This window comes from Clostridium sp. HBUAS56010, assembly GCF_007115105.1.
Classification (GTDB): Bacteria; Bacillota; Clostridia; order Lachnospirales; family Lachnospiraceae; genus Lacrimispora.
Window position 1 is genome coordinate 66,457 of the sequence record NZ_SULJ01000002.1, and the last position, 25,030, is coordinate 91,486.

Below are 25,030 nucleotides of genomic sequence, written 5' to 3' on the forward strand. Positions count from 1 at the left end.
TATGATCATAGCATCAATAATGTTCAATGGCAACGAACACTTTTTACTTTCATTGTTCACTTTTCACTTAATGCTCTCTTTATCGACGCCTTTATTGGGAACTTTTTATATTTGATGCTTGATATATCTGGTTTATACCTAAAATTTATATGAAAAAACAGGCATTTTCCAAGCATACATTATTTACTCTCAGTATACAGATTTTAAATTATTCACTGATTTGATTGATTTTAGAAGCATTTCATACTATAATTTTCTCATATGAACAAAGGAACGGTGCTTATGAAAAATCGCAACAGACACAAACATGGAATTCCATTTAAGAATCAACTGATATTTTCCTATACTATTATATTGGCTATTATCCTGATCATTGGGGTGTTTTTATATTTCATTTCCTCCAGGCAGGTTAAAAACGGCATCAATCAGCAGAACCGTCTTTCCATGTCTGCCTCCGTTACTCAGCTTGACAGCAGTATGCAATTGATGAATGCCGCAGCAAGGCAGATTTCCGCCAACCGTCTTTTCATTGATCTGGCAGACTATTCGGGAACAGAAGGCGTAGACTTTTATTATCAGGGTTATCAGACCCAGCTCAGTTTAAAATCTGTCACACCGGTGGAGCTGCTGCTGCCAATCAGCAACTCCTTTATTTACATGGAAAAATCCGGATATGTAGTATCTTCTACCACTTTTTCTGACTTAAGCTTCTTTGCAGCCACCAACACCAAATACCGCCTGGAACCGGAATCCTTTTCTAAAATTCTGGTTAATGCAAAGAACTGGAACCGTTTTATTCCCATGACAGATATTGAGGGCAATTCTAAGAACTACCTGTATCTCTATCCTTTGTTTAACCCGGTAAGCACAGACGGTAAACCTGTATCCGTTTTGTGCTATTTATTTGATTATGACCTGGTTACAGAATATTTTTCCGGAATTAACTTATATGACCAGGGATATGTTGTTTCCTATGATAAGAATGGTTCCCAGATGTTCTTTCTGACCGATGGGGCTTCACCAGTTTCTTTTGATCAGTTAAAAGGCTTAGATTACCATAATCAGATTGCCCACATGGTATCAGAAGACAGCAGACAGGAGATGTTAGTGACTTCTGCTTCCTCTTCCTATAATAACTGGAATTACTATCTGATTCAGCCAGAAGATAAGGCTTACTACTCCATTATGCCTTACCAGAGATTCTTTACCATCATTACCATCGCTTCTTTTATGGCAGGCGGAGCTCTTGTTGTTGTCTTTTCCTCCTTTGGAAGCCGGTATTTAACCCAGTTATATAATGAACTGGTTTTAAACGAATCCATGGCTTCCTCCTTAAACACTCTTGTGGAAAAGCAAAAACCTATGGTTTTGGAATCCTATATGAGAAGAATCATGGAAGGCAGCATCACGACCAACGAAGAAAAAGATTACATCATCAATGAGCTGTCCCTGGAAAAACCAGAGATTAAATACCATGTTCTCTATACAGAGGTGTCTCCTTCTGAGGATTCTAATATTAATTCTCACGATATGGAACTGCTGATACAAAATTATGACACCCTTGTAAGGGAAGCTCTCCGACGCTATTACCCTGACCCTGGTTACATCTACAAACCATCTGACCGAATCTTTGCCATATTGATTGCTTCCGACAAATCAGAGCCTTACGATGCAATTATGGCACGGGAAAAAGAAACTTTTATCAAACTTCACACAGAGCTTCTTGAAAAATACGGAATCTGGATCAGCGGAGGATTCGGAGACAGAAACGGAATGGTATCTTACACATGGAAATCCTATCAGCAGGCAAAAGAGGCACAATCCATTACAACAGCAGATAATTATATTTTAAGCTGTGATGTAAACCACTCAAATGATGTTTACTACTATCCGGAAAGTCTTTCCGTACAGTTAAGCGGATTTATCTCCAGCGGAAACAGAGATCAGGTCCAGGAATTATTTAAACTGATACGAAATGAAAACACGAAAAAGAAAAATTTATCCTATACCCAGAGAAACTGGCTGGTTGCCGATGTCCGCTCCACCGTATTTAAAAAACGGCATAATCTTCTGACAGATAATCTTCCTCCGGAAAAACTAAAACTTCTTGATATGATTGACAAACAGTTTGAAGGAGATATGAGTTTAAGTATTCTGGAAACCATCGCTTTAGAGCTGTGCGATGTATGCGGTTCAGAGGGGAACGAACTGATCCTTAAGATTCAGGCATACATTAATAACAATTATCATGACCCAGACCTGGGACTGACTAAGATTTCCGATGAATTTGGAATATCCGAAAACTATTTCAGCTACCTCTTTAAAAAAGAAGTATCCGAAAACTTTTCCAACTATCTGGAGCGCCTGCGCATGGCAAAGGCAAAGGAAATCATATCAGAAACAGATACAAGCCTTTCCACCTTATACCAGTACCTGGGTTATAACAATGCCGCCTCTTTCCGGCGGGCATTTAAAAAGAATTTTGGTGTTTCACCAAAAGAAATGAGAGATAAAGTAAATGCAAAATGAAAAAAAGCTCATGATTGAACAAGCAGAAACCATATGGACCAGACTTCAAAACAGCGGACTTCCCATTCACAGTTTTCTTATGGATTATCAGGGGACAACCATAAAAGAAGCCTATCAGGCTCCTTATGGACCTTCTGATCTGCACCGGATGTTTTCCATTACCAAAAGCTTCTGTTCTATTGCCATTGGTTTTTTATGTGCTGACAAAAAGATCACTTTGGAAGACTTTATTGTGGATTATTTTCCAGAATACTGTTCCGGGGAAACTCACCCATGGCTAAAAGAGATGACCATCCGCCACATGTTAACCATGGAAACCTGCCACACTTCCACCACCTATAAGATTCATTCGGAAAAAAATTGGGTGGAAAGCTTTTTTATTACTCCGCCTTCTCACCGAAGCGGACAGATCTTTCTTTATGATACCTCCTCCAGTCATACTCTTGCCGCATTGGTTCAAAAGCTTACTGGAAAAGGGGTCTTACAGTACTTAAGGGACAAATGCCTGGATCAGATCGGTTTCTCCAAAGAATCCTACCTTCTCAAGGATCCTTTCGGTGCAGAGATGGGAGGTTCCGGGCTAATGGCTCTTCCTTCTGATTTATTAAAGCTCGGGCGATACTGCCTGAATGAAATTTTAGAAGGACAGGGCGATTTTGCAGATTATTTGCGAGAAGCGGTTTCATTCCAGGTTCCTACCCTCCATTTTGGTCAGACCTTTGAGGAACAACAGGGGTATGGATATCAGTTCTGGCGCATTCGCAAAGGGTTTGCCATGTATGGCATGGGCGGTCAATATGTACTCTTTTATCCAGAACAGAATCTGGTCTTTGCCATCACCGCTGACACCCAGAATATAAAAGGGGGCAATCAGATCATACTGGATACCATTAGTAATTCCATAGGTTCCATTTCTATGAAAGAAACCGTCATTCCCCCTATTTGCGGCAGCAGAACTTACCGCCTGTTAGAAAATGAAAAGGGATTTAAGTCCATCTCCCTTTCCTTTGACCATTCAGAAGGAGTCTTTGTACTATCCGGCGTCAAAAAAACGTTCTACATTCCATTTTCATTTACAGAAGCTAAAGTGAGTGTTCTAAAGGGTTATGAAGAACGAATTGCAGTAAAAGCTGTCTGGGCAGATTCCACTTCTTTGTATCTTCCAGTGCAGATTGTAGGGGAATCGGTTGGCTCCATACACATCATGCTAAAGCTGTCTGATGAAGCGGTTACCCTTTGGATGAGAAAAGTGGAAGAAACTTATTTTGCTGAATTCCAGGGCTTTTTCGAAGGTATAAGAGAATAAGAAGGATTATTTTCCTCAATGAAAAGAACTCCAGATCGTCGGTTAATCTCATTCCGACAATCTGGAGTTCTTTCTCTATATTCCATGTTACTCATTCCCTGCCATATTCCTTGTATGAAGAACACCACCTTCAATGGTAAACAAACCGCCTTTGCTTCGCATCACCGAGTAATATTCCTGTTCTCCACGAGATAAACCATACACAATCTGTACGGTCTTCCAATTACTCCGATATATGGTACCTACTTTTGTGATCTCCGGTATCTGGTTGGTTCTGCTGACTTCAACCATATTCCTGTTATGAACCATATCTACATAATTATATCTGGTAATCGTAACAGACAGCACAAGACCCATGGTCAGAAAACCAAAAAGCCCGGTAAACATCACCCATTCCTTTCCTAAAAAGAATAGAATAAATAACAGAACCATAACTATTATGTATATGATTCCGTAAGCTGTAATACCTACTATATTCGTCATATCTCCCACCCCTGTATCTGTTAATCGTTCACCCTTTCTTCTATATAAAATCATAGCATATCTTGTAATAAAATCATAGGCATAACATCCTTATTTTACCATATAAGGGTAAAACATGTAGAAACCATTCAGCAGGCATGATAGAATCATGATAAGTATTGACTTTATGAAACAGGGAACATTAGATGGTGAGAGGAGTGACTAAAAATATGAAATGGTTTAAAAAAATTGTGCTGTCAGTCAGTATTGTCTTTTTATTGGCTGCTGCAGGCTTTTATATCTATGTATCTGATTATTACAGGGCTGATGATACTGCAAAAGCTGCTCTGGAAGAAGGACTGAAAACAGGAGAAGCAATTGCTTATGACCGCTTTATTGTGATACCAGCAAAAAAACAGACTGATTCGGCTCTGATCTTTTACCCGGGCGGCAAGGTGGAAGCCGCGTCCTATTACCCTCTGCTGTCGGATTTGTCCCAGCGGGGAATTACCTGTATTCTGGTAAAGATGCCATTTCACCTGGCAGTCCTTAATCCCCAGGCTGCGGACCAGATCTATGGGATCCTGCCGGAGATCAAAAACTGGTATATTGGCGGTCATTCTCTGGGGGGTGCCATGGCAAGCAGCTATATGGCAAAGAATCCCGCCCGGTTAAAAGGGGTGATTCTCCTTGGTGCTTACCGGTACGGCGATGTCACTCCTTCAAAAGCCATTACCATATATGGGACTCTGGATGGAGTACTGAACCGGGAGAAAATAAACTACAAGAAACAGGTTTTCCCCATAGAAGGAGGCAATCACGGCAACTTTGGTAATTACGGCAGGCAAAAAGGGGACTTAGATGCTGCAATCAGTACCGAAGACCAGCAGGAACAAACCGCTGGTCTGGTACAGGAATTTATCCGTCAGTCAAACCTTACTCCTGGTTCTCCTTTATCTGATGGCTGTCTGCCCGCTCATTCATGGTGGGAAGTCTCCGGCTGGAGTTCCTATAATAACTTGTAAAAATAACACCTGCAAACAGCAATCCGTTGATTACCAGGGAAGCCAAAACACTATTCCATGTTACGTCCTGGTTTTGAAGAACATCCGGGGAATAATTCCCGCTGATAATAGGAACCAGATTGTTATTGGCAAAGTGCATGATAACAACCACCCATATGTTATTGGTCTTTAAATACGCCCAGCCGTAGAATATACCTAAGGCAAGACACAGGATTAACTGCCCGCTCAAACTGATCAGACCAACAGAAGGAGAAGAATAATAAAAAAAGTTAATGGGCAGATGCCACAATCCCCATACCAATCCCAGTATTAAGATTCCCCATACCATGCCAAATCTTTTTTGCAAAACCGGCTGAAGATAATACCTCCAGCCATACTCTTCTCCAAAAAATGCTGCAAATACCAAAAAATAATTGATAATTAAAGAAACCAACATGATCCAGGTAAAAGGATCTCTTATAATTCCAATCATTGTTTCTGTTTCTCCGCCCAAAAGATACATGATTGCAGTTCTCCCTAAATAAAGAACCAGATATAACAGAACAATCAGCCATACCGCTTTCCAGCGTCCGCCCTTTAATCCATAAGCAATGCGCTTCTCTTTCTTCTCTGTCAGCAGTAATATCCAAAGAACAACAGAACCTGCAATCAGCAAATACTGGGAAAGCATGTTCCAGCCTATTTCTGGAACAAGGATACTGATTACTGCAAAAAACAGCAGAATCAGAGTAAGAATTAAAAATCCCGCAAAAAATCGTCTGGGAATCATGGGATCATTCTTACGGGTAATCCATGCCGCTAACATTACACCTGCGGCTGGATAAAACATCTGGACCGTAGGGAACACAGACACATCAAACCCTTTGGAATACCCATATCCCATCAAAATCCCCGCTGCATAAGGCAGAAGAAATGCCACTGCCAGAAAAATAAGAATCTGTGCCTTTTCATTGCTTTTTTTATACTCCATGAAAATCTCCTTTTTTCTTAATATACCTATTTATAAATTTTGTTCTTTCCTTGCTATACGCTCGAAAGCTGTTACCGATAGAATAACCTTTAATTTCATTAATATTCTCTTATAATTTCTATAATTCTTCTATTTCCGGTGCGCTGTCTAACAGTTCTTCAGATTCTGTGGAAGGTAGCTGGGATACCTCTCTTAATTTACTGTTAATTTTCCTGGTCCTGACTCCAATCAGCTTATCAAGCTCTGCACCGGTCTGCTCGATTCGTTTCTGGGCTGCTGTCAAGACTTCTTCAAACCTTCCAAATTCTGTTTTAACCGCTCCCAGAACATTCCAGACTTCACTGGACCGCTTCTGAATGGCAAGAGTTTTAAATCCCATCTGCAGGCTGTTCAACAATGCTGCAAAGGTAGTTGGTCCTGCTATGCTGACACGGTATTGCCTCTGTAACGTATCAATCAGCCCCTTTCTTACCACTTCAGCATATAATCCTTCAAACGGAAGAAACATAATTGCAAAATCGGTGGTATAAGGAGGATCAATGTATTTATCATGAATATCTTTGGCACAGCTCTTGATTCTTGTCTCAAGAGCCGCCTGCGCTGTGGCAATTGCCTCATTGTCTCCAGATTCGTAAGCATCCACCAACTGCCCATATGTATCTCCCGGAAACTTGGCATCAATGGGCAGATATACGCATCCTTCGTCTTCTCCCGGAAGACGGATTGCATATTCCACCCGGTTTGCCGTCCCTTTCTTGGTCACTACATTTTCCTCATACTGCTCTCTTGCAAGAAGCTCTTCAATAATCGCACCTAACTGATATTCTCCTAAAATTCCTCTTGTCTTGACATTTGACAGAACCTTTTTTAAGTCTCCTACTCCGGTAGCAAGAGTTTTCATCTCTCCCAGCCCTGTATAAACCTCCTGCAGTCTGTCGTTTACCATCTTAAAGGATTGGGTAATCCGTTCATCCAGAGTTTTCTGGAGTTTTTCATCAACCGTTTCCCTCATCTTTTCAAGCTGCTGATTGTTATCGCTCCGCAAGGACTCCAGCCGCTCCTGAACCGTACTCCTGATTCCATCCATGGACTCTTTGTTCTGAGCCGAAAATAGTTTAAACTGTTCATCCACAGACTTCAGACGTTCTGATACTGACAGTTCTAAGTTTCCCTGTGCCTGTTTTAAGGTCTGGGTAATCTCGCCCAGCCGCTTGTCCTGCATCTCAAACTGTCTGCCTTGTGCATGGGAAAGCATGGTGGTGGTCTCTTTTACCTGATCTTGGAAGGTAGCAATACTCTGTGCCTGACTTGCCTGTAAGAGAGATAATTTTTCTCCAATATCCACCTTTAATAAATTCTGATTCTTTGAGATACTTTCTGTCAGTTCCCGCAGTCTGATATCCTGTCTGCCGGTTGACTGGGTCTGCATGGAAGTAAATGAATCTGCAAAACTCTTCATGGTTCCCTGAATCATTGTGCCCATTTCCGTTCTGGAAGAACGAATCTCATTGATCAGCTCGCCTTTCATAGAACTAAGAATCATGGTCTGCTGATTGGCAAATTCTTTTAACAATTCCCGTTTCACTTTTTCCATATCTGCGGACGAAGATTGTTTCACTGCTACAATCAGGTTAATGATCACTGCAATCAGGATTGCCGCACTTAAAATAATCAGTATTGTCATGTATCGCTCCTTTTTTGTTCCTTAACAAATTCCTTTTACTCTGGTCTGATCTTGCCTGATCAGTTGTCTTATGTAATAGTATAGCAGATCTGTTTTACTCATTTTCCACAACTCTTGTAACAGGTTTCCCGCACTTGGCGCACTCACCCTCAAGAATCAGCCCATGTTTCTCTATTTTGACTGCATAATTAACAATTGATGTCAGCTTGCAATTGCTGCAGAAAACATTATTCAGAAGGATTTCCCTCCATTCCTGTGGAACTCCACTCCACAGTTTCAATGCCTTTATATCCGAAACCATTCCCACTTTATCTTCTTTATCATCTTCTACCATTTCTAAAAACAGACGTTTTTCAAAACCACCCCGCTCCTGATGCTTTTGCCTCCGCTTTTCCTCTAAAGCTTCCATCGTGTATCCATGAGCAGTACATATGGCATATAAAACCTCTAAAATATCTGCCATCTCCTCCAGATTCCTATCTTCCTGGTACTCCTTCACTTCTTCCAAAAGTTTCCTGTCCAGCTCAGAATTATACTCTTTTTCTGATAGTATTCGGAATCTTGCCTTACCTCCTGCCTTTTCAATAATTTCAGGAATATTATCTCTTACCAGTTTATTGTGTTTTTTCAAACAAATGCACCTCTTTTCCATAAGTAAATTTTACGGAGACAAAAGCCTCTTCTCTTTCTATCATAACCTTGTGGGTTCACTTTTTCAACTGCACATTGAAAAAGAAGGAAGTCAAATAGTGAAACCGGGGCATGGGGATTGCATCAATGAACGTTTAGACTCACCTTGGTCAGTTCCTTATAGAATTCTTCTTCATGGGAGACCAGCACTACAGTACCCTTAAAATTATGGAGGGCTTCTTTCAATGCTTTTTTTGCCTGAATATCCAGGTGATTGGTAGGCTCATCCAAAATCAGAAAATTGCAGGGTTTCAGGGATAAAATACAGATCTTTACCTTTGTCTGTTCTCCTCCGCTTAATGAACCAACTGCCTGCATTCCATGTTCACTTGAAACACCACATCGTGCAAGGTTCTTTCTTACCTCCTTATTGGACAATACCGGATATTCTTCGGATACAATCTCAATTGGTGTTCTGTTTTCATCTTCCCAGGTTAAATCCTGTTTAAAGTATCCAATTACTGTCTGTTCCGAAAATAAAAAGGTTCCATATAACGCTGGCAATTGCCCAACCAAAGTCTTTAGTAAGGTTGTCTTTCCAATTCCGTTAAACCCTGTAATCACTACTTTTTCTCCTCCTTTAACCGAAAAATTAAGATTGGAAAGCACCGGATCTTCATACCCAACCGAAAGCTGCCTTACCAACAGTTTAATTGTGTTGGTAGAAGGCAGCTCTTGAAATTGAAAATGTGGTTTCATCTCTTTTTCTTGAAGAGCCTCCATTTTATCCATTCGTTCAAGCTGCTTCTGTCGACCTCTTGCCATTTTTGATTTTCTCCCTGCAATGTTTTTTTCAATAAATTCTTTTGTTTTTTTAATCTCCTTTTGCTGTGCAGAATATTGGCGTACATAATCTTCACGCAATTGATGTTTCTTCTCCAAAAAACATTTATATGTGCCGGAATACTTCGTTATTTTTTTGTCATCAATATCTGCTATTTTGTTTGCAACTTTATTCAGAAAATCATAATCGTGGGAAACTACCATAAAAGCATTTTGAAAGTTAAATAGATATTCCTCCAGCCATTCAATGTGTTCCTTGTCCAGGAAATTCGTAGGTTCATCAAGAAGCAGTACATCCGGTTCCTCCAGCAATAGCTTAGCCAGTATAACTTTTGCCCTTTGTCCTCCGCTCATCTGGGCAATGTGCCGCTCAAGGCCTATGACTGACAATCCAAGACCAGAAACCACTTTTGAAATTCTTGTATCAATGGTATAAAAATCATTTTTCTCCAGAGTCTCCTGATATTGTGCTGCAATATGAAGAATGCCTTCCTCTCCTTGTGCCAATCTCTCATAACACTGATTCAAACTTTTTTCCATCTCATATAAATCAGAAAAAGCGGACTCTAAAAATTCTCTCATTGTCATCCGACCATCAATAAAAGCGTTTTGGTCCAGACAGCCGATGGTAATCCTGGGCTGCCAGACAATATTGCCTTGATCGGGGATGATTTGATCCATGCAGATCTTAATCAGTGTACTCTTACCAGTACCGTTCTGACCTACAATTCCAAGATGCTCTCCCTTATTAAGCTGTAAATGGGCATTTTTATATAGTAAATTGTCTCCATATCCATGGGTTAATTCTTTAATCTCTAACAAACTCATAAGAACTCCTTTTCTTATTTCATAAATAAGCTTTAAAAATTTCATCAAAAAAGGCAGAAAGCTCATACACAATGGTATATGCCTTCTGCCTTTAGACGTAATCGGTCATAAGTAACAAAAGGCTACAGACAAAACATTGTCCATAGCCTTTTATACTCACAAAATACATAGGGAAACCAAATAATAGACATACTTTCTCTGCGGATAAGCACCTCTACGTTTGTTTCCCGATGAAATCTTAATGTAGTATCTATATACTATACTCTGCACAATGTTTCACCGGTCCGGATTGTACAGAGCTGAGCTTCCTTTTGAGTTCGTTGGTTAAGTAAAAATTCATTTTCTTCTCCTTTTAAGAGATTATTCTCTGACTAAATACTACTATACCAAAATCTGTTTGTCAATCTTTGTGTCATGAGTGATCAGATTATCCCACGCTTAACACTCCATCAGGCACTTGATTGCTGACCAGTATAATTAAAAGAGAAATTAATAGCTGCTGTCCAGCGCGCAATGACTCCGTATCTGTCTGGCATATTCCGTAGGTGTCATTCCCGTGATCTTTTTAAACAGCTTACGAAAATAATTCACATCATAGATACCGCATTTTGATGCAATATCCTGAATCGGCATATTGGTGGAGTTCAATAATGTGATTGCCTTTCGAATACGCTGCTGATTGATATAATCCGTCAGTGTAATCTTCATCTCCCTTTTAAATAATGTAGACAAATAGCTGGCATTGACCGAATAATCTTCTGACAGGCATTTTAAAGACAATTCCTCTGTTAAATTTAAATTAATATGATTTACTACCTTCTGGATAATAGGAGAATATCCTCTCAGGGAGTAATTCTTCACCAGCATACAGTATTTTCTCAGCATCTCAAACATAAACCGGTCCAGCTCGTGATCATTGCTTATTGTTTCCACATGCTTTGCGATCTGAGTTGACAGGGCATCCAGGTATACAGGGTTCACTCCTCCCTTTTCTGCAGCCTTTCTAAACAGAGTGTTACTTATAATCAAAGAATTTCTCCCATCTCTGACAGGGTCTTTATAGCGTCTGGCAGGTTTGTATCCTCCCATAATATTTTTGATTTTAAACGCACTTTCTATGTCACCGTTGGTAACCGCTTTCATAAGCTCTCCTTCGATGGCATACCGTTCCTCTATTATTTTTAAAGTAAGACCATCTTTCAGAGACTCCATTTGAAAATCACTTACTGGAGCAATCTGGCTGACATACTCGGTTTGTATCATCTCGTTCTGACTCAGTATCCGGTAAAGGATCAGACAAATCTCTTTCCATTGGGTTAGATTGGAAATCACCGGTATTACATTATAATATTCCCTGAAATCATCGGTATGTTTTCGGGGAATCAATCTGGAATCAATCAATTCCTGAAGCTTCCCTTCCTCTAAAATCGTATTCCGATAAGGTCCAAGAATAACATAATCCCCTTTTTCCCGCTGTTCCTCTGGAATTGGCATCAGGCAATACTCGGTCTCAAAATAATCAAATATATAATATAACGTATCTTTTTTGTTTAATTGGCTGATCATCTTGAGAAATCGTTTTTCTTCCTCCTGAGCATATATCATGCGACGAATTCCCAAATCAAAATCAGGAAATTCTTCCATCTCTTTTTTTATAATTGTCATATTTACATTATGGCATTTTGCCATTTTTTTCAATATATCAAAGAAATCAATTAACATACACATTTTAGCTCCCTTCCATTTCCTTATTATTTTGATTTAAAAACAGCCATTTAGCATGAGTGATTACGTTTTATATTAAATTACGAAAACCGGTTCTATGTTTTTGACGATATCCGAAAATAACCCTTCTTAATTTAGAGTCTAATTGCTAACTGGTTTTGTTGCAAGCATTATTCTATAAAATATTTTTAGAAAGACTACAAAGAAGAGCATAGTATGAACTAATACATACTATGCTCTTCTGAAAAGGGAAAATCAGCCTTTTATCCATTTCTCTAAGAGGCACTCTTCCACCAATCCGACTTCTCAGAAGTTATTTAAATATGAAACCAATCCTCATAACCTAACTCAATCAGGTGATCCCGGCTGATCCTTAAGCTCTCAAACGGATCCCTTCCATAAGTATCATCCTGTTCAATCAAGAAATACTCACTTCCGCCTTCAAGTCCTGCTTCTATACATTCTTTAATCGGAAGGCTGCCTTCTCCTAATTCTGCAAATTCAATGGTATCAGTAAACGCCTGCATAAAGGTTTTCATATCAAAGTCACCTTCCGGAAGTTTCACCTCTCTGATGCGGTAATCTTTCAGATGAAGCAAACGAATTCTGCCTGCATATTTCTTTACGAATTCCACGGGATTTTCTCCTCCGCGCTGAATCCAGTGAATGTCCAGTTCAAATCCCATATGTTTTGTATTATCTTTGATAATATCAAGTAAGAACTGTCCATTGTATTTTATAAATTCCACATGATGATTGTGGTAATATAGATCAATTCCATGTTCTTTCAGTCTTGCTGCGACCTCATCCGCCCTTTTCACAAAATCCAATGCCTTCTCCCGGCTGCCCATACAGGTAAAAGGCAGAATACCGATACGCAGCAAATCACAGTTCAATGTCTTACAATCTGCCACAACTTTATCAAAATCAGTGGTCAGATAATCGCCCGGCATCCCCGGCATCATGGGTTCGAGAGATGCACTGCATGCGGCAACTTTAATGCCGTATTCATCACATGCCCTTTTCATATCACTGACATTTTCAGGAGTCATGGAAATCTGGCTGATCTCCACACAATGATAGCCCAATTCCGCACAGGCTTTCAATGTCTCATATGCCCCTAATTCATCCACTTTCTTTTTAATGGTGCTCATCTGAATTCCAATTAATCCTTTTTTCACTGTAACTCTCCCATCTTTTTTTATTTTTATTGTCACCGCAATGAAGTATAAGTACCTTTAAGCCCTGATTCCTGTATGGTGTCAATCAGACGTATGCTCATGAAAGCGTCTTTTACATGAATATAATCCTGATTCTCTTTTTCAATGGAATCATAGAATTTATTGATCAGTTTTCCATGGCTGGCTCCGTAATAGAATTTCGTACCAGGCAATCTGGCATCCTCTGTCAGGCGCTCTCTGCTTCCATCCGGCAACATGCGGTATAACACATTTTCAATAATGGCAAATTCTGCCTGATCCAGTTGAATGGATAACTGGATCGCTTCGTTTTTATAGTTGGCGTTGGTTGCCATGAACAGACCTCTTGCACCATTTTCATAAATAAGACTTGCGGTAACCGTATCTTCCACTTCAATCCCATAATCCAGAAGCTGGCTTACCGATGCTTTCACACCGGACACCGGTCCGCCAAGATAGTACAAAAGGTCCAGCGTATGCACAGACTGGTTGATCATACAGCCGCCACCTGCGGTATCCCATTTCCCCCGCCATGGTTTGCAGTCATAATATTCCTTTGGTCTTGACCATGGTACAATTCCTTTCGTACCGCACACATTGCCATATTCTTTGCTGTCAATCATGGTCTTGAGCATCTCCACCGTTTCATTCAGCCGATTCTGCAGGCAGATTCCTATATGAATATCCGGATGCTCTTTTTCAAAGTCAACAAACTCCTGTCCCTGTACTGCATTCAAAGCCACAGGTTTTTCGCAGAACACATGAACTCCCATTTTTGCCGCCGCCATAGAAACAGGCACATGCTGGTAATGAGGGAGACAGATATGTACCACGTCTGGTTTTTCCCTGGAAATCATATTCTGATAGCTGGTGTAAAATGGTACTCCCTCTGGCGCCTGATCTCTTCTGCCCTCATCTATATCACAGACAGCAACCAGAGTAATCTCAGGATTGTTCTGAATACACATTATATGAATGGAAGATATATCTCCCAGACCAATGACAGCCGCTCTTTTCATCTCAACGCCTCCTTGTTGTAATTATCTGGTTTCAAATTTCCCTTCTGCAGCAATTTTCTTATTTAATTCCTGTATGTATAATTCTTCATCAACAGGATTTTCTACCTCAGTTCCCAGCCAGGAAGAAAGAAGAGCTGCATTTGCCAGATTTACTCCGTTGATTCCGTCAGAACCAGGTGCCAGAAGAGGTTCTCCCTCTAACAGGTGCAGAGCAAAGTTTTCCATAACGGAACAATGCTGATATCCCCAGCCATCGGTATTTTCAAATGTTTCTATTGTCACCATGTCTCCTGCACCAGCAGAATTGCCGCTTGTCAGTTTGTATACTTCCATCATATTCATGGTTGCATTCATTTCTTTTTCATCTTTTTTCAGACGATAAACGGTGGCGGTTTTACTGTTATCTATAACAATCTTTCCTCCATCCAGGTCAATCTCCAGACGATCGGTTCCAATAGGATCATGAGTACAGGTAACAAAGCTGCCTGTGGCACCGTTTTTATATTCTGTTACAATCGTTACGTCATTTTCCACAGCAATGTCTCTATGGCTGCCGTACATACATTTTGCAAATACCTTTTCAGGAACTCCGCAGATCCACTGCCACAGATCCAACTGATGAGGTGCCTGATTCACTAAAACACCTCCGCCTTCTCCGACCCAGGTTGCACGCCAGTCACTTTGTTTGTAATAGCTGTCTGGACGCCACCAGGAATTAATAATCCAGCTTGAACGGCGGATCTCTCCTAATTCTCCAGAGGAAACCAGTTCTTTTACCTTCTGGTACAATTTATTAGTTCTCTGGTTAAACATGATTCCAAATGCCACATCCGGGTGAGCTGCAGCACACTCATTCATCTCACGAACTGATTTGGCAAAAACTCCTGCTGGTTTCTCTACCAGTACATTCATCCCATGCTCCAGACAATAAATAGCAATTTCAGTATGAAGATAATGAGGAACTGTGGTGATTACCGCATCCACATCTCCGGAGTTAACCAGTTCCTTCCAGTCTTTATAGAAAGGAACATCCGGATATTTCTCCTTGCATGCTTCCTCTTTCACAGGATCAATATCGCATAATGCCCCAAGGGTGCAGTGAGGTGGGCATTCCACTGCCGGCATTCCTTCAAAACCGGAACTGCCATTTAAAAATCCTGCATAAGCACTGCCCTGTACTCCAACGCCGATCAATCCGTATCGAACTTTTTTCTCCATTTTATCTTCCTCCTGTTTTGTCCAAATTTATTTTTTTTAATATTTCGCGCAACGCATTATACTGCATTGCGTATCCGTCTGCACCTGTTTCTGCTTTGTTCTCTTTGATAATTTCTTTGGCATCCTCGAGTTCTAATTGAGCCAGAGAATCAAACAGAACCAGATGAGGTTCCAGAGTTAAAAATCCTTCATCCCCCTCTTCTTCAATCGCCTGCTTGAGAATCTCCTTAATCTGCCCCTCACCAGTGCCGCACACCACATTCTCTTTACTTGTTTCCACTGCATCTTTAATGTGTATGTAAGCCACATAATCTTTTAACATATTCCAGCAATCCATAGGATTTTCTTTGCACTGTACAAAATTGGCAAAGTCAAATGCACTGCGAAGGCAGGGGTCTGATAAATCCTCCATCAGCGTTTTACAACGTTTTCCTGTATCGCCATAGATATCTTTTTCATTTTCATGAATCAGAATGATTTTATGTTTCTTTGCAACTTCCACAAAGCCTTTCATTCTGGACATTACCAGTTCTTTGTAATCATCCGGATCTTTTCCAGACGGAATATAGAAGCTGAATATACGGATATATCTGCAGTCCAGAACTTTACAGACTTCACAAAGCGTATCCAGTTGCTGAAGCTGCTTCTGATATCCATCTTCATCTTCAATCTGGACCTTTCCAATGGGGGAACCCAGAGAAGATACCTTTACACCAAACTGATTCAGTTTTGGAAGAAGCTGCTCCTTTGCTTCATCAACGGTATAATCTGAAATTCCTTTCCCATTTGCTGACCGCAAGGAAATATACTCCATCCCAAGCCTGACCACTGTTTCCAACTGCTCCACAAAATCCTTGCAGATTTCGTCTGAGAAGCCAGAAATATTTATATTTTTTTTCATTATGCCTCCTTGATTTTCACGAAATTCCGCTTATTACACAAGATTCAGACCATATTATTTACTGAGCCGTCTCTCTTTTAAAATTTCAGAGTTTTCTTGCACTTTCTTTTTGCCCAGAGGATACACAAACATTAATGTCAGGGCAACACATAAAAACAAAATTGCAGGAACAATGGTTGAAACCGTATACAAACCATTTAGTACTTCCGGTGTCTGAACCTTAGCTGCGGATTCATATCCGATTACGGACAGTGCATATCCGCTTAAACCGCCTGCCAGAGCCTGACCAACTTTTCTTGCAAAAGAATACACTGCGTAAATCTTACCGTCTTCTCTTTTGCCGCTCTTTACCTCTACATCATCAATTACATCGGTGATGTTTGCCCAGATAACCAGGTTGAAAAAGTTAGTACCCAGAAAACCAATTGCTGCTGCAATCATATAAACCCAGGGATTTCTTACTTTTATTAAAAACAACACCACATATACAATTGCGGTAAATATGGTTGCAATAATTGCAGATTCTTTTTTTCCAACTTTTTTTGTAATTCTTCCAACAAATGCTGCCAGAATCAACGCAAGTATACTGTTAATAAAAGTAAAGCTGGAAAGTGCTTTGATATCTCCAAAGAAATCAGCATAAAGGTATGTATTTAAGCCCATAATCATCATCTGGCTCAAAAGCAGGAATAATGCTGCAAAAATTATACCAAGCATCGCTCTGCTGGAGAAAATCGTCATAAATGTTTTTCCTAGTGATACCTTTGGTGCATTGGGATCCTTCTCAATCTTAATACGCTCTGTGGTACACTTATAACAAATAAAATAACAGATAACCGCACATATTGAAAATATTCCTGATACAAGAGTAAAAATGTGTCCATTATTCCGAATCACCTGTACCCCGTCTGCATTGCTTGTATAAATAATAAGGGGAGAGATTACTCCAATAATCAACTGAGCAAAATTAGCACCTATTCCACGAAATGTTGATAATTCTGTACGTTCTTCTGGTTTGTCCGTAATTACTGATGCCATGGAACCGTAAGGAATGTTGATTCCACTATAGCATACACCGCTCCATAACAGATAAGTTACATACATATAAACAATCTTCACCGTCATGGAAGCACCTGCCATGGAGGATTGATACATTAAAAAACTGGCAATTGCCACCGGTCCTGCCATGCGGCGGATCCACTGTCTGAAACGACCGTCTTTTCCTGGTTTACAAATATCTACGATGCTTCCCATGGTAATATCCATGAACGCATCCACAATTCTGGCTACAAGGAACATCGTTCCTACTACTGCTCCTGGAATTCCCAGAACCTTCATGTAAAAAAACCATTAAAAACGAACTGGCAAATACAAACGTAAAATCATTACCAAAATCACCAAACATATACCCCAGCTTATCTCTAAGACCAAATGGTCTTATCTGATTATCACTCATTTGTGCATCTCCTTTTAAAATCTGTTCCCCCACCTGACGCAGAATACATTATTTTTCTTATTGTTCAAACCCTTTTTTCCTGCCTGTTTTCATTCTGGCAAAGTCTGATTTTTATTTCTAAGTGTTAGATAGTACAAAAATTTAGTTTTCCGCCGGCTGGAAAAATGTAGCAAAACATTTTCACAAAATAAACTTATTTGTATATATTTTTGCTAAATCCTCCTTGTGTTTTATTGAAATCAGTATAACATAAGTTTTTCTATATTTATGAGTTGTATTTTTGGTAAAAGTGGTGTAAATATTATTTTTTCTTTTTTAAAATGTATAAATTTGCCTTGTGCTTTTATAAAAAAAACCATTATGAAGACATTCTCCACAATGGTTTTGGGTCTATGAAGCTAAAAAAAGTACCGGCTCAGCCGGTACTTAAAATCTGTTTTTTCTTTTATCATGCTTTGTATAGCAGGGCGGAAGCCGTTAGACCTGAGCCTACACTGCAAAAGATACAATAATCTCCATGGTTCACTTCTCTGTCTTCTACTGCATGGCTATACGCAAGAACGGGACTGCTTGTACCTGTATAACCATAAATATCTCCAACATATTTCATTTTCTTTCTTGGATAAGCTAACTGGGAAGCCACATGATCCAGTGCATCTTCTGAAAACTGTGTCATAAACACCATCCTGACTCCAGCCATATCCAGTCCATTATCAGATGCCACCTGACCAATGATTTTTGCACATCTGCCTTCTGGTTCTGTTGTATCAAATGGGAGCCATTTCCACTTTTTCTTTTCCTTTGGAATGCTGTCATCATATACATTTGACAAACCACATTCTGGCATCAGAATGGAATCACGCAAATCAATTTTGGTTGCATATACGGAATCTAAAAATCCCGTCCTGCTTTCCCCATTCTGCACTTCTAAGACTGCGGCAGCGGCAGCATCCCCTACACAGGCATAGGTAAGAGGATCAGAGGGCGAGCCATAGTGATGAATCATGGAAGCACCTACAACTAATAACCGTTTGATCCTGTGATTTGCTTTCATAAACGATTGGGCCTGATCCAGTGCAACCACCATTCCCACACAATTGGCATTTAAATCGTAGACAGTATGTGCATTCTCTGCCCCCAGTGCACTGCATAACATAAGTGCATTGGAAGGGGAGGTATATTCCGGTGTATCTGTACTGAAAATAATGCCATCTAAATCTAACGGGGATAAACCAGCAGATTCTAATGCGTTTTTTGCTGCTGCTTCTCCCATTGTTAATACATTTTCCTGTTTATCTTTGCTGATAAATCTGTTTTTTCTGCCTAAGTGCGCTAATAAATGTTCAACCCGGGTTCCTAGATTTTCATCCATTTTGGAATAGTGATTGATAAAATACTCATTTGAAACTTTATGTTCCGGATGATAAATTCCTGTGGACTTTATTATGATATTTCTTGGCATAATAATCTCCTTTCTATTGGGAATAACGTAATGTTATAAATTCCCCTTTTGCAATGCAATTGTTTATTCTCTGTTTACTCTTCCATTTGAGATATTAATTCTAACAGTTCATGGATTCTTTCATCCAGATGATAGAAGTTTTCATAGATACTTTGAATATTCGTATTCTGCTGGTCTGACTTTACCGCTACTTCGGTAATATTTTGTGACATCGCATCTGTTGATTCGGAAATTTCCTTTGTCTGTTCTTTTACCAGCTTGGCATTCTCTTCTAATTCACTTATCTTCTCATGAATATCAATAACACTGTTTTCTACTTTTTCAATAAAATCATGTACCGTAGCAAATGTCATAACGGTTTCGTCTGTTCGCACCAGACTTTCTTTCATCGCTTCCTGTCCATGATTGATTTTTTCTGAAATAATCGTGGAACTGTTCAAAAGGGGTCTTAAAATCTCACCAATCCGGTCTACACTGCCGGCACTTCTTTCTGCCAGCATCCTGATTTCTTCGGCTACAACAGCAAATCCCCTCCCCTTCTCACCAGCTCTTGCAGCTTCAATGCTTGCATTTAAAGCCAGTAAATTGGTCTGCTGTGCAATGCCGTCTATGCTTTGCAGAATATCTTCGATGTTACGGGTCTGATTATTAAATGCCTGTATCAGTACTGCCGTTTCTTCTATAATGCCGTCTAATTCTTTAAACTTATCAGCCATTAATTTAACGGAGATATCTCCTTCTCTTATGACTTCTACATTCTTTGCGGACAACTCTTCCAAATCCCCTGAAACATGAAAAACAGAAGTTGTATATTCATAATTCTTTTCCATATATTGATAAATGGACGTTGCTGATGATGCCTGTTCCTCTGTAATAGCCGCTGCATTGGTAAATGAATTATTAATTTCTCTGGAAGCCGCTGCTGTTTCACCAACAGATCCTTTTACTTTTTCACTAAACCTTTTCAAGAAGTTTACAGAGTCTGACACTTTTATAAGTAAGGTTTTAATGGACTGGTTATTTTTCTGAATTTTTTCCATCTGTTTCTCAGATTCTTTTTGCAAATTGTTAATTAAATTTACTAAATCACATAAAACAATACACCCCAGAAGCATATAAAACAGAATAATTAATATACCTTGGATATTATCATAATTTACATACATTTCAGTTCCGTAAACAAAATAAAACGTGATTAGCATAATCACATTGGACAAATAAATTAAAACAATCAAAACTCTTTTTTGGAATAAGCTGATAAATATCAGATTAAAAAACAACAAAAACACAGAATCAAGACTAGGATGAACCAATGTAATGACTATTGCATGGACAATTAAACCAACAAAAGCAAAATACTTGGTAAAAGATATAAATATTTTTTTCCATGTAATAATAGAGAGAATAATTGCTACTGCAGCGCCCAGTGTCAATAAAACAACAATGACATTCATAGGCGACCCTCCAAAATAGTTACATATAACGCCTAAAATAACAGAAATCCAAAGTAACTTCGTTGCTATTTTGATTTGCTTATACTCACGAGACCGGAGTTCTATTTGTGCTTCCATACGATGTATCCCCTTTCGATCTAAAACAAATTTACTAATATATATCGACAGATTTCGCATGGATGGGAATGCCAATATTTACCATTTTTTGTTGAAAAAGCAAGTACAAATTGGTGATTATTCTTGTTTAAAATCTTTTATTGTTGAAATTCATATCAATGATCCCTACAATTTAGTATAATATTTTTGATTCAGAATCTATTGTTTCTTTATAAAAATACGATTTTTAGTATAATAAATAGCAGCATGCCAAAGCCTCCCATAATGGGCAGCTTAAAAACACACTGCTGTTTTATACATTTCATATACCGATTCCTGCATCACAGATTACTGCTATAATCATCTTTCATCGCTGTAAACTCTGCTAAATCACGTATTCCGGTTCTGCTTCTCCCAACTCATAAGGCGTCACCTGATATACATAATAATTGAGCCAGTTGGCATATAACGTATTTGCTGCATTCCTCCAGTTTAAAACAGGAGTTGTTGCAGGGTCATCGTTCTCATAATAATTACAGGGGATGTCAGGATTAAGCCCTTTTTCCATGTCTCTGTGATATTCTCCGTCAAGAGTCATACGGTCGTACTCCGGGTGTCCCTGAACAAAGATCTGTTTACCATCTTCACTCATAACAAGAAAAATTCCTGCCTCTTCCGATTCTGACAAAATCTTAAGCTCCGGGTGCTTTTCAATATCTTCCCTGCGCACTTCTGTATTACGGGAATGAGGTGCCATGATGTAGTCATCCATACTTCTCACAAGCGGAACCTTTCTGTCCAGAATCTTATTGCTGTAGATTCCTGAAAGTTTCTTTTTCATTTTATACTTTTTGATTCCATAGTGGTAGTAAAGTCCTGCCTGGGAACCCCAGCAGATGTGCAGGGTACTGGTGACATGGGTTTTACTCCATTCCATGATCTTTGCCAGTTCGTTCCAGTAATTGACCTCCTCAAATTCCATACTCTCTACCGGAGCACCCGTGATGATCATTCCATCATATTTTTTATTCCGGACATCATCCAGGTAGTTGTAGAATTTATTTAGATGACTGGCGGAGGTATTCTTTGATGTATGGCTTTCCAACATCAAAAAAGAACAGTCTACCTGAAGTGGTGTATTGGAAAGAGCCCTTAAAAGCTGGGTTTCCGTCTCTTCTTTTATGGGCATTAAATTTACAATCAGGATTTCCAGAGGCCGGATGTCCTGACTGAGAGCCCGGTCCTCATCCATGGTAAATATATTCTCTTTTTCCAATATGACCTTTGCAGGCAGGTCCTTTTGTACTTTAATGGGCATATCTATTCCTCCAGTAGTTTTCTAAAATCTTCCTCCGAAATAATTGGCACTTCCAGCTCTTTTGCCTTTTTATTTTTAGAAGAATTGGATGTGGTATCGTTATTAATCAGATATGAGGTCCTGGAGGTAACGGAACCAGTGGTTTTTCCGCCATAGGATTCAATAACAGCCTCCAGAGCTTTGCGGTTTTCAAAGTATTCTAAAGAACCAGTGATGACAAATACCTTTCCTTCCAGCTTCTTATTTCCTTCTTCTTCTTCTTCCTGTTCAATGGTAAGTTCCCGAAGAAGACGGTCCACCATCTCATTGTTCTCTTCCTGTTCAAAATATTTAATCCAGGCATCTGCAAGAACCTTTCCAATTCCTGATACTAATATCAGTTCTTCTTCCTCCGCATGGCGCATCCTTTCAAAATTATAGCGAAACTCCTTGCAAAGCATCTTGGCATTGGACAAACCAATTCCTGCAATTCCAAGCCCATAGATGAGTCTTGGAAGTGTGGTATGCGATGCCTTTTTTACCGCCTGGATCAAATTATCATAAGATTTTTTTCCAAATCCTTCCATCTGGGTAATGACTTCTCCGTATTGTTCCAGATGAAATATATCAGCAAATTCCTTAATAAATCCTGCACCTATGAATTTTTCTAAAGTTGCTTCTGAAAGTCCGTCAATGTTTAACGCATCCCGGCTGACGAAAAGAGAAAAACTTTTGATTCTTTTTGCCTGACATTCAGGATTTATGCAATATAGACTTCGTACGTCATTAACCTGTCTGATCTCCGTCTGTCCCTGGCAGACCGGACATTCCTTTGGAATCTCAATGGTGTGGCTTCTGGTTAAATTATCAGCGATCTGAGGAATAATCATATTCGCTTTATACACCGTAATGGTATCTCCTTCTCCCAGTTGAAGGGCTTCCATAATGCTTAAATTGTGGACACTTGCCCGGCTTACGGTTGTCCCTTCCAGTTCCACCGGTTCAAAGATGGCAACTGGATTGATCAGTCCGGTTCTTGAAGGGCTCCATAGAATCTTTAAAAGCTTTGTCTCCCGCATCTCATCTGCCCATTTAAAAGCAATCGCATTCCGGGGGAATTTAGCTGTGCGTCCAAGAGACTCTCCATAAGCAATATCATCGAGCAATAAAACCAGTCCGTCTGAGGGCACATCGTAGTCACTGACCGCTTTTGCAAATGTTTCCACCATAGCCGGCAGAGTATCCGCCGAAACCATCTCATAATCAACCACATCAAACCCCTGTTCTTTTAACCACTGGAACTGAACTTCTCTGGAGTTTTTGAAATCAACCCCTTCTGCGGATACCAGGGTGAAAGCCATAAAGTTTACATTTCTCTGTGCTGTAATCTGGTTGTTCAGCTGACGGACAGAACCGCTGCATAAGTTGCGGGGATTTTTATATTTGGCATCAACATCTTCAATCTCTTCATTGATCCGGTTAAAATCGGAATATTTAATCACCGCTTCTCCACGGAGAACAAGTTCTCCCTGATGACTGATCTGCAGAGGAATGTTTGAAAACACTCTGGCATTGCTGGTTATCACCTCACCAATCTCCCCATTCCCTCTTGTAACAGCTTTTTGAAGCGTTCCATGATTATAATTCAGTACTACAGTAAGCCCGTCCAGTTTCCAGGATAAAAGCCCCCTCTGGCTTCCCAGCCATTGAACAAGGGAATCTACGCTTTTTGTCTTATCCAGGGAAAGCATTGGGCTTTCATGCGCTTCTTTTGGAAGTTCACTAAGCACCTGAAATCCTACGTTCTGGGTTGGACTCTGGGAAAGGATGATTCCTGTCTCCTGCTCCAGTTTCTGCAGTTCCTCGTAAAGGCTGTCATACTCCAGATTGCTCATAATCTCCCGGCTTTCCTGGTAGTAAGCTTTTCCTGCTTCATTCAGTATCTGAATCAGTTCCTTCATTCTGTTTTGTTTCGCATCCATCAGATTACTCCTTTTTCTGTTCTTTATAGGAAAGACTGCTTGAGCCTTTTAAGGCTTCTTTCATCTGATGGTATTCTCTCTTCGAAAGTTCCCGGTAGGCTCCTGGCTTTAAATCGCCCAGTTCAATATTCATAATCCGCATCCGTTTTAAAAGCCGTACATCAAACCCTAATTCACTGCACATGCGCCGGATCTGCCGGTTCAGTCCCTGGGTTAAGACAATACGGAATGATTTTTCTCCTGTCTTAGCTGCAAAACAGGGTCTGGTCGTCACATCCAGTTCAGAAAGATGAACTCCTTTTTTTATTTTACGAATAAAATCATCGGTGACTGGGCGGTTTACTTTTACCAAATACTCCTTTTCATGAGCATTTCCGCTGCGCATCATTTTATTCACCAGATCGCCTTGATTGGTCATAAGAATCAATCCCTCGGAGTCCTTGTCCAGACGTCCAATGGGGTAAATGCGTACGGGATACCCTACCATATCTACAATATTAGGGGCACGGTCTTTGTCTGATGTCGTGCATACGATTCCTTTTGGCTTATGAACCGCTAAAAGAACCGGCTTTTCCTTATGGCTTTTATTCTCCCCGGCAGACGTTATAACCCGGCCCTTTACCTCAACAGACTGCCCCGGCAGAACCTTTTGCCCTGTGACTGCCAGGCTTCCGTTAATCCGGACCTTTCCTGCTTCAACAAGACGGTCTGCCTCCCTCCGGGAACAGATTCCTGCTTCACTTAAAAATTTATTCAGACGGATTCCCTCTGCCTCCATATTTTTTCTCCCTTATTGTGTACTAGATAAAAATTATAGCATTGCAAACGGGGTACGTCAATTTTAAACGTTGCTTTTAGACTTAGGTTTTATCTATATCAGAGGAAATATCAATAATAATTTTTATTATTCTTATAATCAAATTGATTTGATTTTTCCAATTGCT

The 25,030-nt window shown here is 39.9% G+C and carries 20 protein-coding genes; 4 read left to right on the forward strand and 16 right to left on the reverse strand.

The annotated features are described in order from the left end of the window. Positions 1–282: 282 nt before the first annotated feature. Together FAY33_RS04920 and FAY33_RS04925 are read left to right on the forward strand one after the other, a co-directional pair. The gene (locus FAY33_RS04920) at positions 283–2,529 is read left to right on the forward strand and encodes an AraC family transcriptional regulator (protein WP_207706002.1); all 2,247 of its coding nucleotides are present in this window, start codon (positions 283–285) and stop codon (positions 2,527–2,529) included. Then, a complete protein-coding gene (locus FAY33_RS04925) occupies positions 2,519–3,835 on the forward strand; it encodes a serine hydrolase (protein WP_143319671.1) in 1,317 nt (438 codons plus the stop codon). Before FAY33_RS04920 ends, FAY33_RS04925 begins: the two co-directional genes overlap by 11 nt. 87 nt (positions 3,836–3,922) lie before the next feature. Here FAY33_RS04925 and FAY33_RS04930 read toward each other — a convergent pair whose 3' ends face one another. Next, positions 3,923–4,318 (reverse strand): hypothetical protein, encoded by a 396-nt coding sequence (locus FAY33_RS04930; RefSeq protein ID WP_143319672.1) that lies wholly within the window; start codon positions 4,316–4,318, stop codon positions 3,923–3,925. Between the two features lie 209 nt (positions 4,319–4,527). Between FAY33_RS04930 and FAY33_RS04935 the strand changes: the two genes are divergently transcribed. Continuing rightward, positions 4,528–5,322, forward strand: a complete 795-nt coding sequence (locus tag FAY33_RS04935) for an alpha/beta hydrolase (RefSeq protein ID WP_243126594.1) — start codon at positions 4,528–4,530, stop codon at positions 5,320–5,322. Here FAY33_RS04935 and FAY33_RS04940 read toward each other — a convergent pair. The 12 genes from FAY33_RS04940 to FAY33_RS19265 all read right to left on the reverse strand — a co-directional run bounded on the left by FAY33_RS04940 (position 5,234) and on the right by FAY33_RS19265 (position 20,297). Then, positions 5,234–6,292 (reverse strand): CPBP family intramembrane glutamic endopeptidase, encoded by a 1,059-nt coding sequence (locus FAY33_RS04940; protein WP_143319674.1) that lies wholly within the window; start codon positions 6,290–6,292, stop codon positions 5,234–5,236. The two genes, FAY33_RS04935 and FAY33_RS04940, sit on opposite strands and share 89 nt — an antisense overlap. Before the next feature lie 118 nt (positions 6,293–6,410). Continuing rightward, complete coding sequence (gene rmuC / locus FAY33_RS04945) at positions 6,411–7,976, reverse strand: DNA recombination protein RmuC (protein ID WP_243126597.1); 1,566 nt, start codon at positions 7,974–7,976, stop codon at positions 6,411–6,413. Between the two features lie 94 nt (positions 7,977–8,070). Next, positions 8,071–8,607: a nucleoside triphosphate pyrophosphohydrolase gene (locus tag FAY33_RS20120; RefSeq protein ID WP_347562658.1), complete on the reverse strand. Its 537-nt coding sequence runs from the start codon at positions 8,605–8,607 to the stop codon at positions 8,071–8,073. 143 nt (positions 8,608–8,750) lie between these two features. Then, positions 8,751–10,277: an ABC-F family ATP-binding cassette domain-containing protein gene (locus FAY33_RS04955; RefSeq protein WP_143319675.1), complete on the reverse strand. Its 1,527-nt coding sequence runs from the start codon at positions 10,275–10,277 to the stop codon at positions 8,751–8,753. Between the two features lie 489 nt (positions 10,278–10,766). Further along, entirely contained in the window at positions 10,767–11,999 is a 1,233-nt protein-coding gene (locus FAY33_RS04960; protein ID WP_207706003.1) for an AraC family transcriptional regulator, read from the reverse strand. Between the two features lie 320 nt (positions 12,000–12,319). Further along, entirely contained in the window at positions 12,320–13,183 is an 864-nt protein-coding gene (locus tag FAY33_RS04965) for a sugar phosphate isomerase/epimerase (protein ID WP_143319677.1), read from the reverse strand. A gap of 32 nt (positions 13,184–13,215) precedes the next feature. Next, positions 13,216–14,220 carry a Gfo/Idh/MocA family oxidoreductase gene (locus FAY33_RS04970; RefSeq protein ID WP_143319678.1) on the reverse strand — a complete coding sequence of 335 codons (1,005 nt, stop codon included), beginning with the start codon at positions 14,218–14,220 and terminating at the stop codon, positions 13,216–13,218. 21 nt (positions 14,221–14,241) lie between these two features. After that, entirely contained in the window at positions 14,242–15,438 is a 1,197-nt protein-coding gene (locus tag FAY33_RS04975; protein ID WP_143319679.1) for a Gfo/Idh/MocA family oxidoreductase, read from the reverse strand. A 1-nt stretch (position 15,439) separates the two neighbouring features. Further along, positions 15,440–16,339 (reverse strand): sugar phosphate isomerase/epimerase, encoded by a 900-nt coding sequence (locus tag FAY33_RS04980; protein WP_143319680.1) that lies wholly within the window; start codon positions 16,337–16,339, stop codon positions 15,440–15,442. A gap of 54 nt (positions 16,340–16,393) precedes the next feature. Next, entirely contained in the window at positions 16,394–17,677 is a 1,284-nt protein-coding gene (locus FAY33_RS04985) for a glycoside-pentoside-hexuronide (GPH):cation symporter (RefSeq protein ID WP_347562659.1), read from the reverse strand. Between the two features lie 566 nt (positions 17,678–18,243). Further along, positions 18,244–19,257 carry a 3-oxoacyl-[acyl-carrier-protein] synthase III C-terminal domain-containing protein gene (locus FAY33_RS04990; protein ID WP_143319681.1) on the reverse strand — a complete coding sequence of 338 codons (1,014 nt, stop codon included), beginning with the start codon at positions 19,255–19,257 and terminating at the stop codon, positions 18,244–18,246. A gap of 74 nt (positions 19,258–19,331) precedes the next feature. After that, positions 19,332–20,297, reverse strand: a complete 966-nt coding sequence (locus FAY33_RS19265; protein WP_185967495.1) for a methyl-accepting chemotaxis protein — start codon at positions 20,295–20,297, stop codon at positions 19,332–19,334. A gap of 277 nt (positions 20,298–20,574) precedes the next feature. On the opposite strand from FAY33_RS19265, the gene FAY33_RS19270 reads away from it, so the two are divergent. Next, positions 20,575–20,730, forward strand: a complete 156-nt coding sequence (locus tag FAY33_RS19270; RefSeq protein ID WP_185967496.1) for a hypothetical protein — start codon at positions 20,575–20,577, stop codon at positions 20,728–20,730. A gap of 462 nt (positions 20,731–21,192) precedes the next feature. On the opposite strand, the gene metA is transcribed toward FAY33_RS19270, so the two are convergent. From metA to FAY33_RS05010, 3 genes are read right to left on the reverse strand one after another with little or no spacing between them, the layout of a single operon-like run. Beyond that, positions 21,193–22,125, reverse strand: coding sequence for a homoserine O-succinyltransferase (gene metA / locus FAY33_RS05000; RefSeq protein ID WP_143319683.1), 933 nt, complete (start codon positions 22,123–22,125; stop codon positions 21,193–21,195). Between the two features lie 2 nt (positions 22,126–22,127). Further along, positions 22,128–24,086 carry an NAD-dependent DNA ligase LigA gene (ligA, locus tag FAY33_RS05005; RefSeq protein ID WP_143319684.1) on the reverse strand — a complete coding sequence of 653 codons (1,959 nt, stop codon included), beginning with the start codon at positions 24,084–24,086 and terminating at the stop codon, positions 22,128–22,130. 4 nt (positions 24,087–24,090) lie between these two features. Then, complete coding sequence (locus FAY33_RS05010) at positions 24,091–24,864, reverse strand: pseudouridine synthase (RefSeq protein WP_143319685.1); 774 nt, start codon at positions 24,862–24,864, stop codon at positions 24,091–24,093. Positions 24,865–25,030: the final 166 nt, after the last annotated feature.

What these genes read in the sequence shown, in the direction of transcription:
- FAY33_RS19265 (WP_185967495.1), bottom strand. Translation starts at nt 20,297, where the DNA reads ATGGAAAAAATTCAGAAAAATAACCAGTCCATTAAAACCTTACTTATA.
- ligA (WP_143319684.1), bottom strand. Translation starts at nt 24,086, where the DNA reads ATGGATGCGAAACAAAACAGAATGAAGGAACTGATTCAGATACTGAAT.
- rmuC (WP_243126597.1), bottom strand. Translation starts at nt 7,976, where the DNA reads ATGACAATACTGATTATTTTAAGTGCGGCAATCCTGATTGCAGTGATC.
- FAY33_RS04920 (WP_207706002.1), top strand. Translation starts at nt 283, where the DNA reads ATGAAAAATCGCAACAGACACAAACATGGAATTCCATTTAAGAATCAA.
- FAY33_RS04985 (WP_347562659.1), bottom strand. Translation starts at nt 17,677, where the DNA reads ATGAAGGTTCTGGGAATTCCAGGAGCAGTAGTAGGAACGATGTTCCTT.
- FAY33_RS05010 (WP_143319685.1), bottom strand. Translation starts at nt 24,864, where the DNA reads ATGGAGGCAGAGGGAATCCGTCTGAATAAATTTTTAAGTGAAGCAGGA.
- FAY33_RS04980 (WP_143319680.1), bottom strand. Translation starts at nt 16,339, where the DNA reads ATGAAAAAAAATATAAATATTTCTGGCTTCTCAGACGAAATCTGCAAG.
- FAY33_RS04925 (WP_143319671.1), top strand. Translation starts at nt 2,519, where the DNA reads ATGCAAAATGAAAAAAAGCTCATGATTGAACAAGCAGAAACCATATGG.
- FAY33_RS04935 (WP_243126594.1), top strand. Translation starts at nt 4,528, where the DNA reads ATGAAATGGTTTAAAAAAATTGTGCTGTCAGTCAGTATTGTCTTTTTA.
- metA (WP_143319683.1), bottom strand. Translation starts at nt 22,125, where the DNA reads ATGCCCATTAAAGTACAAAAGGACCTGCCTGCAAAGGTCATATTGGAA.
- FAY33_RS04955 (WP_143319675.1), bottom strand. Translation starts at nt 10,277, where the DNA reads ATGAGTTTGTTAGAGATTAAAGAATTAACCCATGGATATGGAGACAAT.
- FAY33_RS04930 (WP_143319672.1), bottom strand. Translation starts at nt 4,318, where the DNA reads ATGACGAATATAGTAGGTATTACAGCTTACGGAATCATATACATAATA.
- FAY33_RS04960 (WP_207706003.1), bottom strand. Translation starts at nt 11,999, where the DNA reads ATGTTAATTGATTTCTTTGATATATTGAAAAAAATGGCAAAATGCCAT.
- FAY33_RS04990 (WP_143319681.1), bottom strand. Translation starts at nt 19,257, where the DNA reads ATGCCAAGAAATATCATAATAAAGTCCACAGGAATTTATCATCCGGAA.
- FAY33_RS19270 (WP_185967496.1), top strand. Translation starts at nt 20,575, where the DNA reads ATGACTATTGCATGGACAATTAAACCAACAAAAGCAAAATACTTGGTA.
- FAY33_RS04970 (WP_143319678.1), bottom strand. Translation starts at nt 14,220, where the DNA reads ATGAAAAGAGCGGCTGTCATTGGTCTGGGAGATATATCTTCCATTCAT.
- FAY33_RS04940 (WP_143319674.1), bottom strand. Translation starts at nt 6,292, where the DNA reads ATGGAGTATAAAAAAAGCAATGAAAAGGCACAGATTCTTATTTTTCTG.
- FAY33_RS04975 (WP_143319679.1), bottom strand. Translation starts at nt 15,438, where the DNA reads ATGGAGAAAAAAGTTCGATACGGATTGATCGGCGTTGGAGTACAGGGC.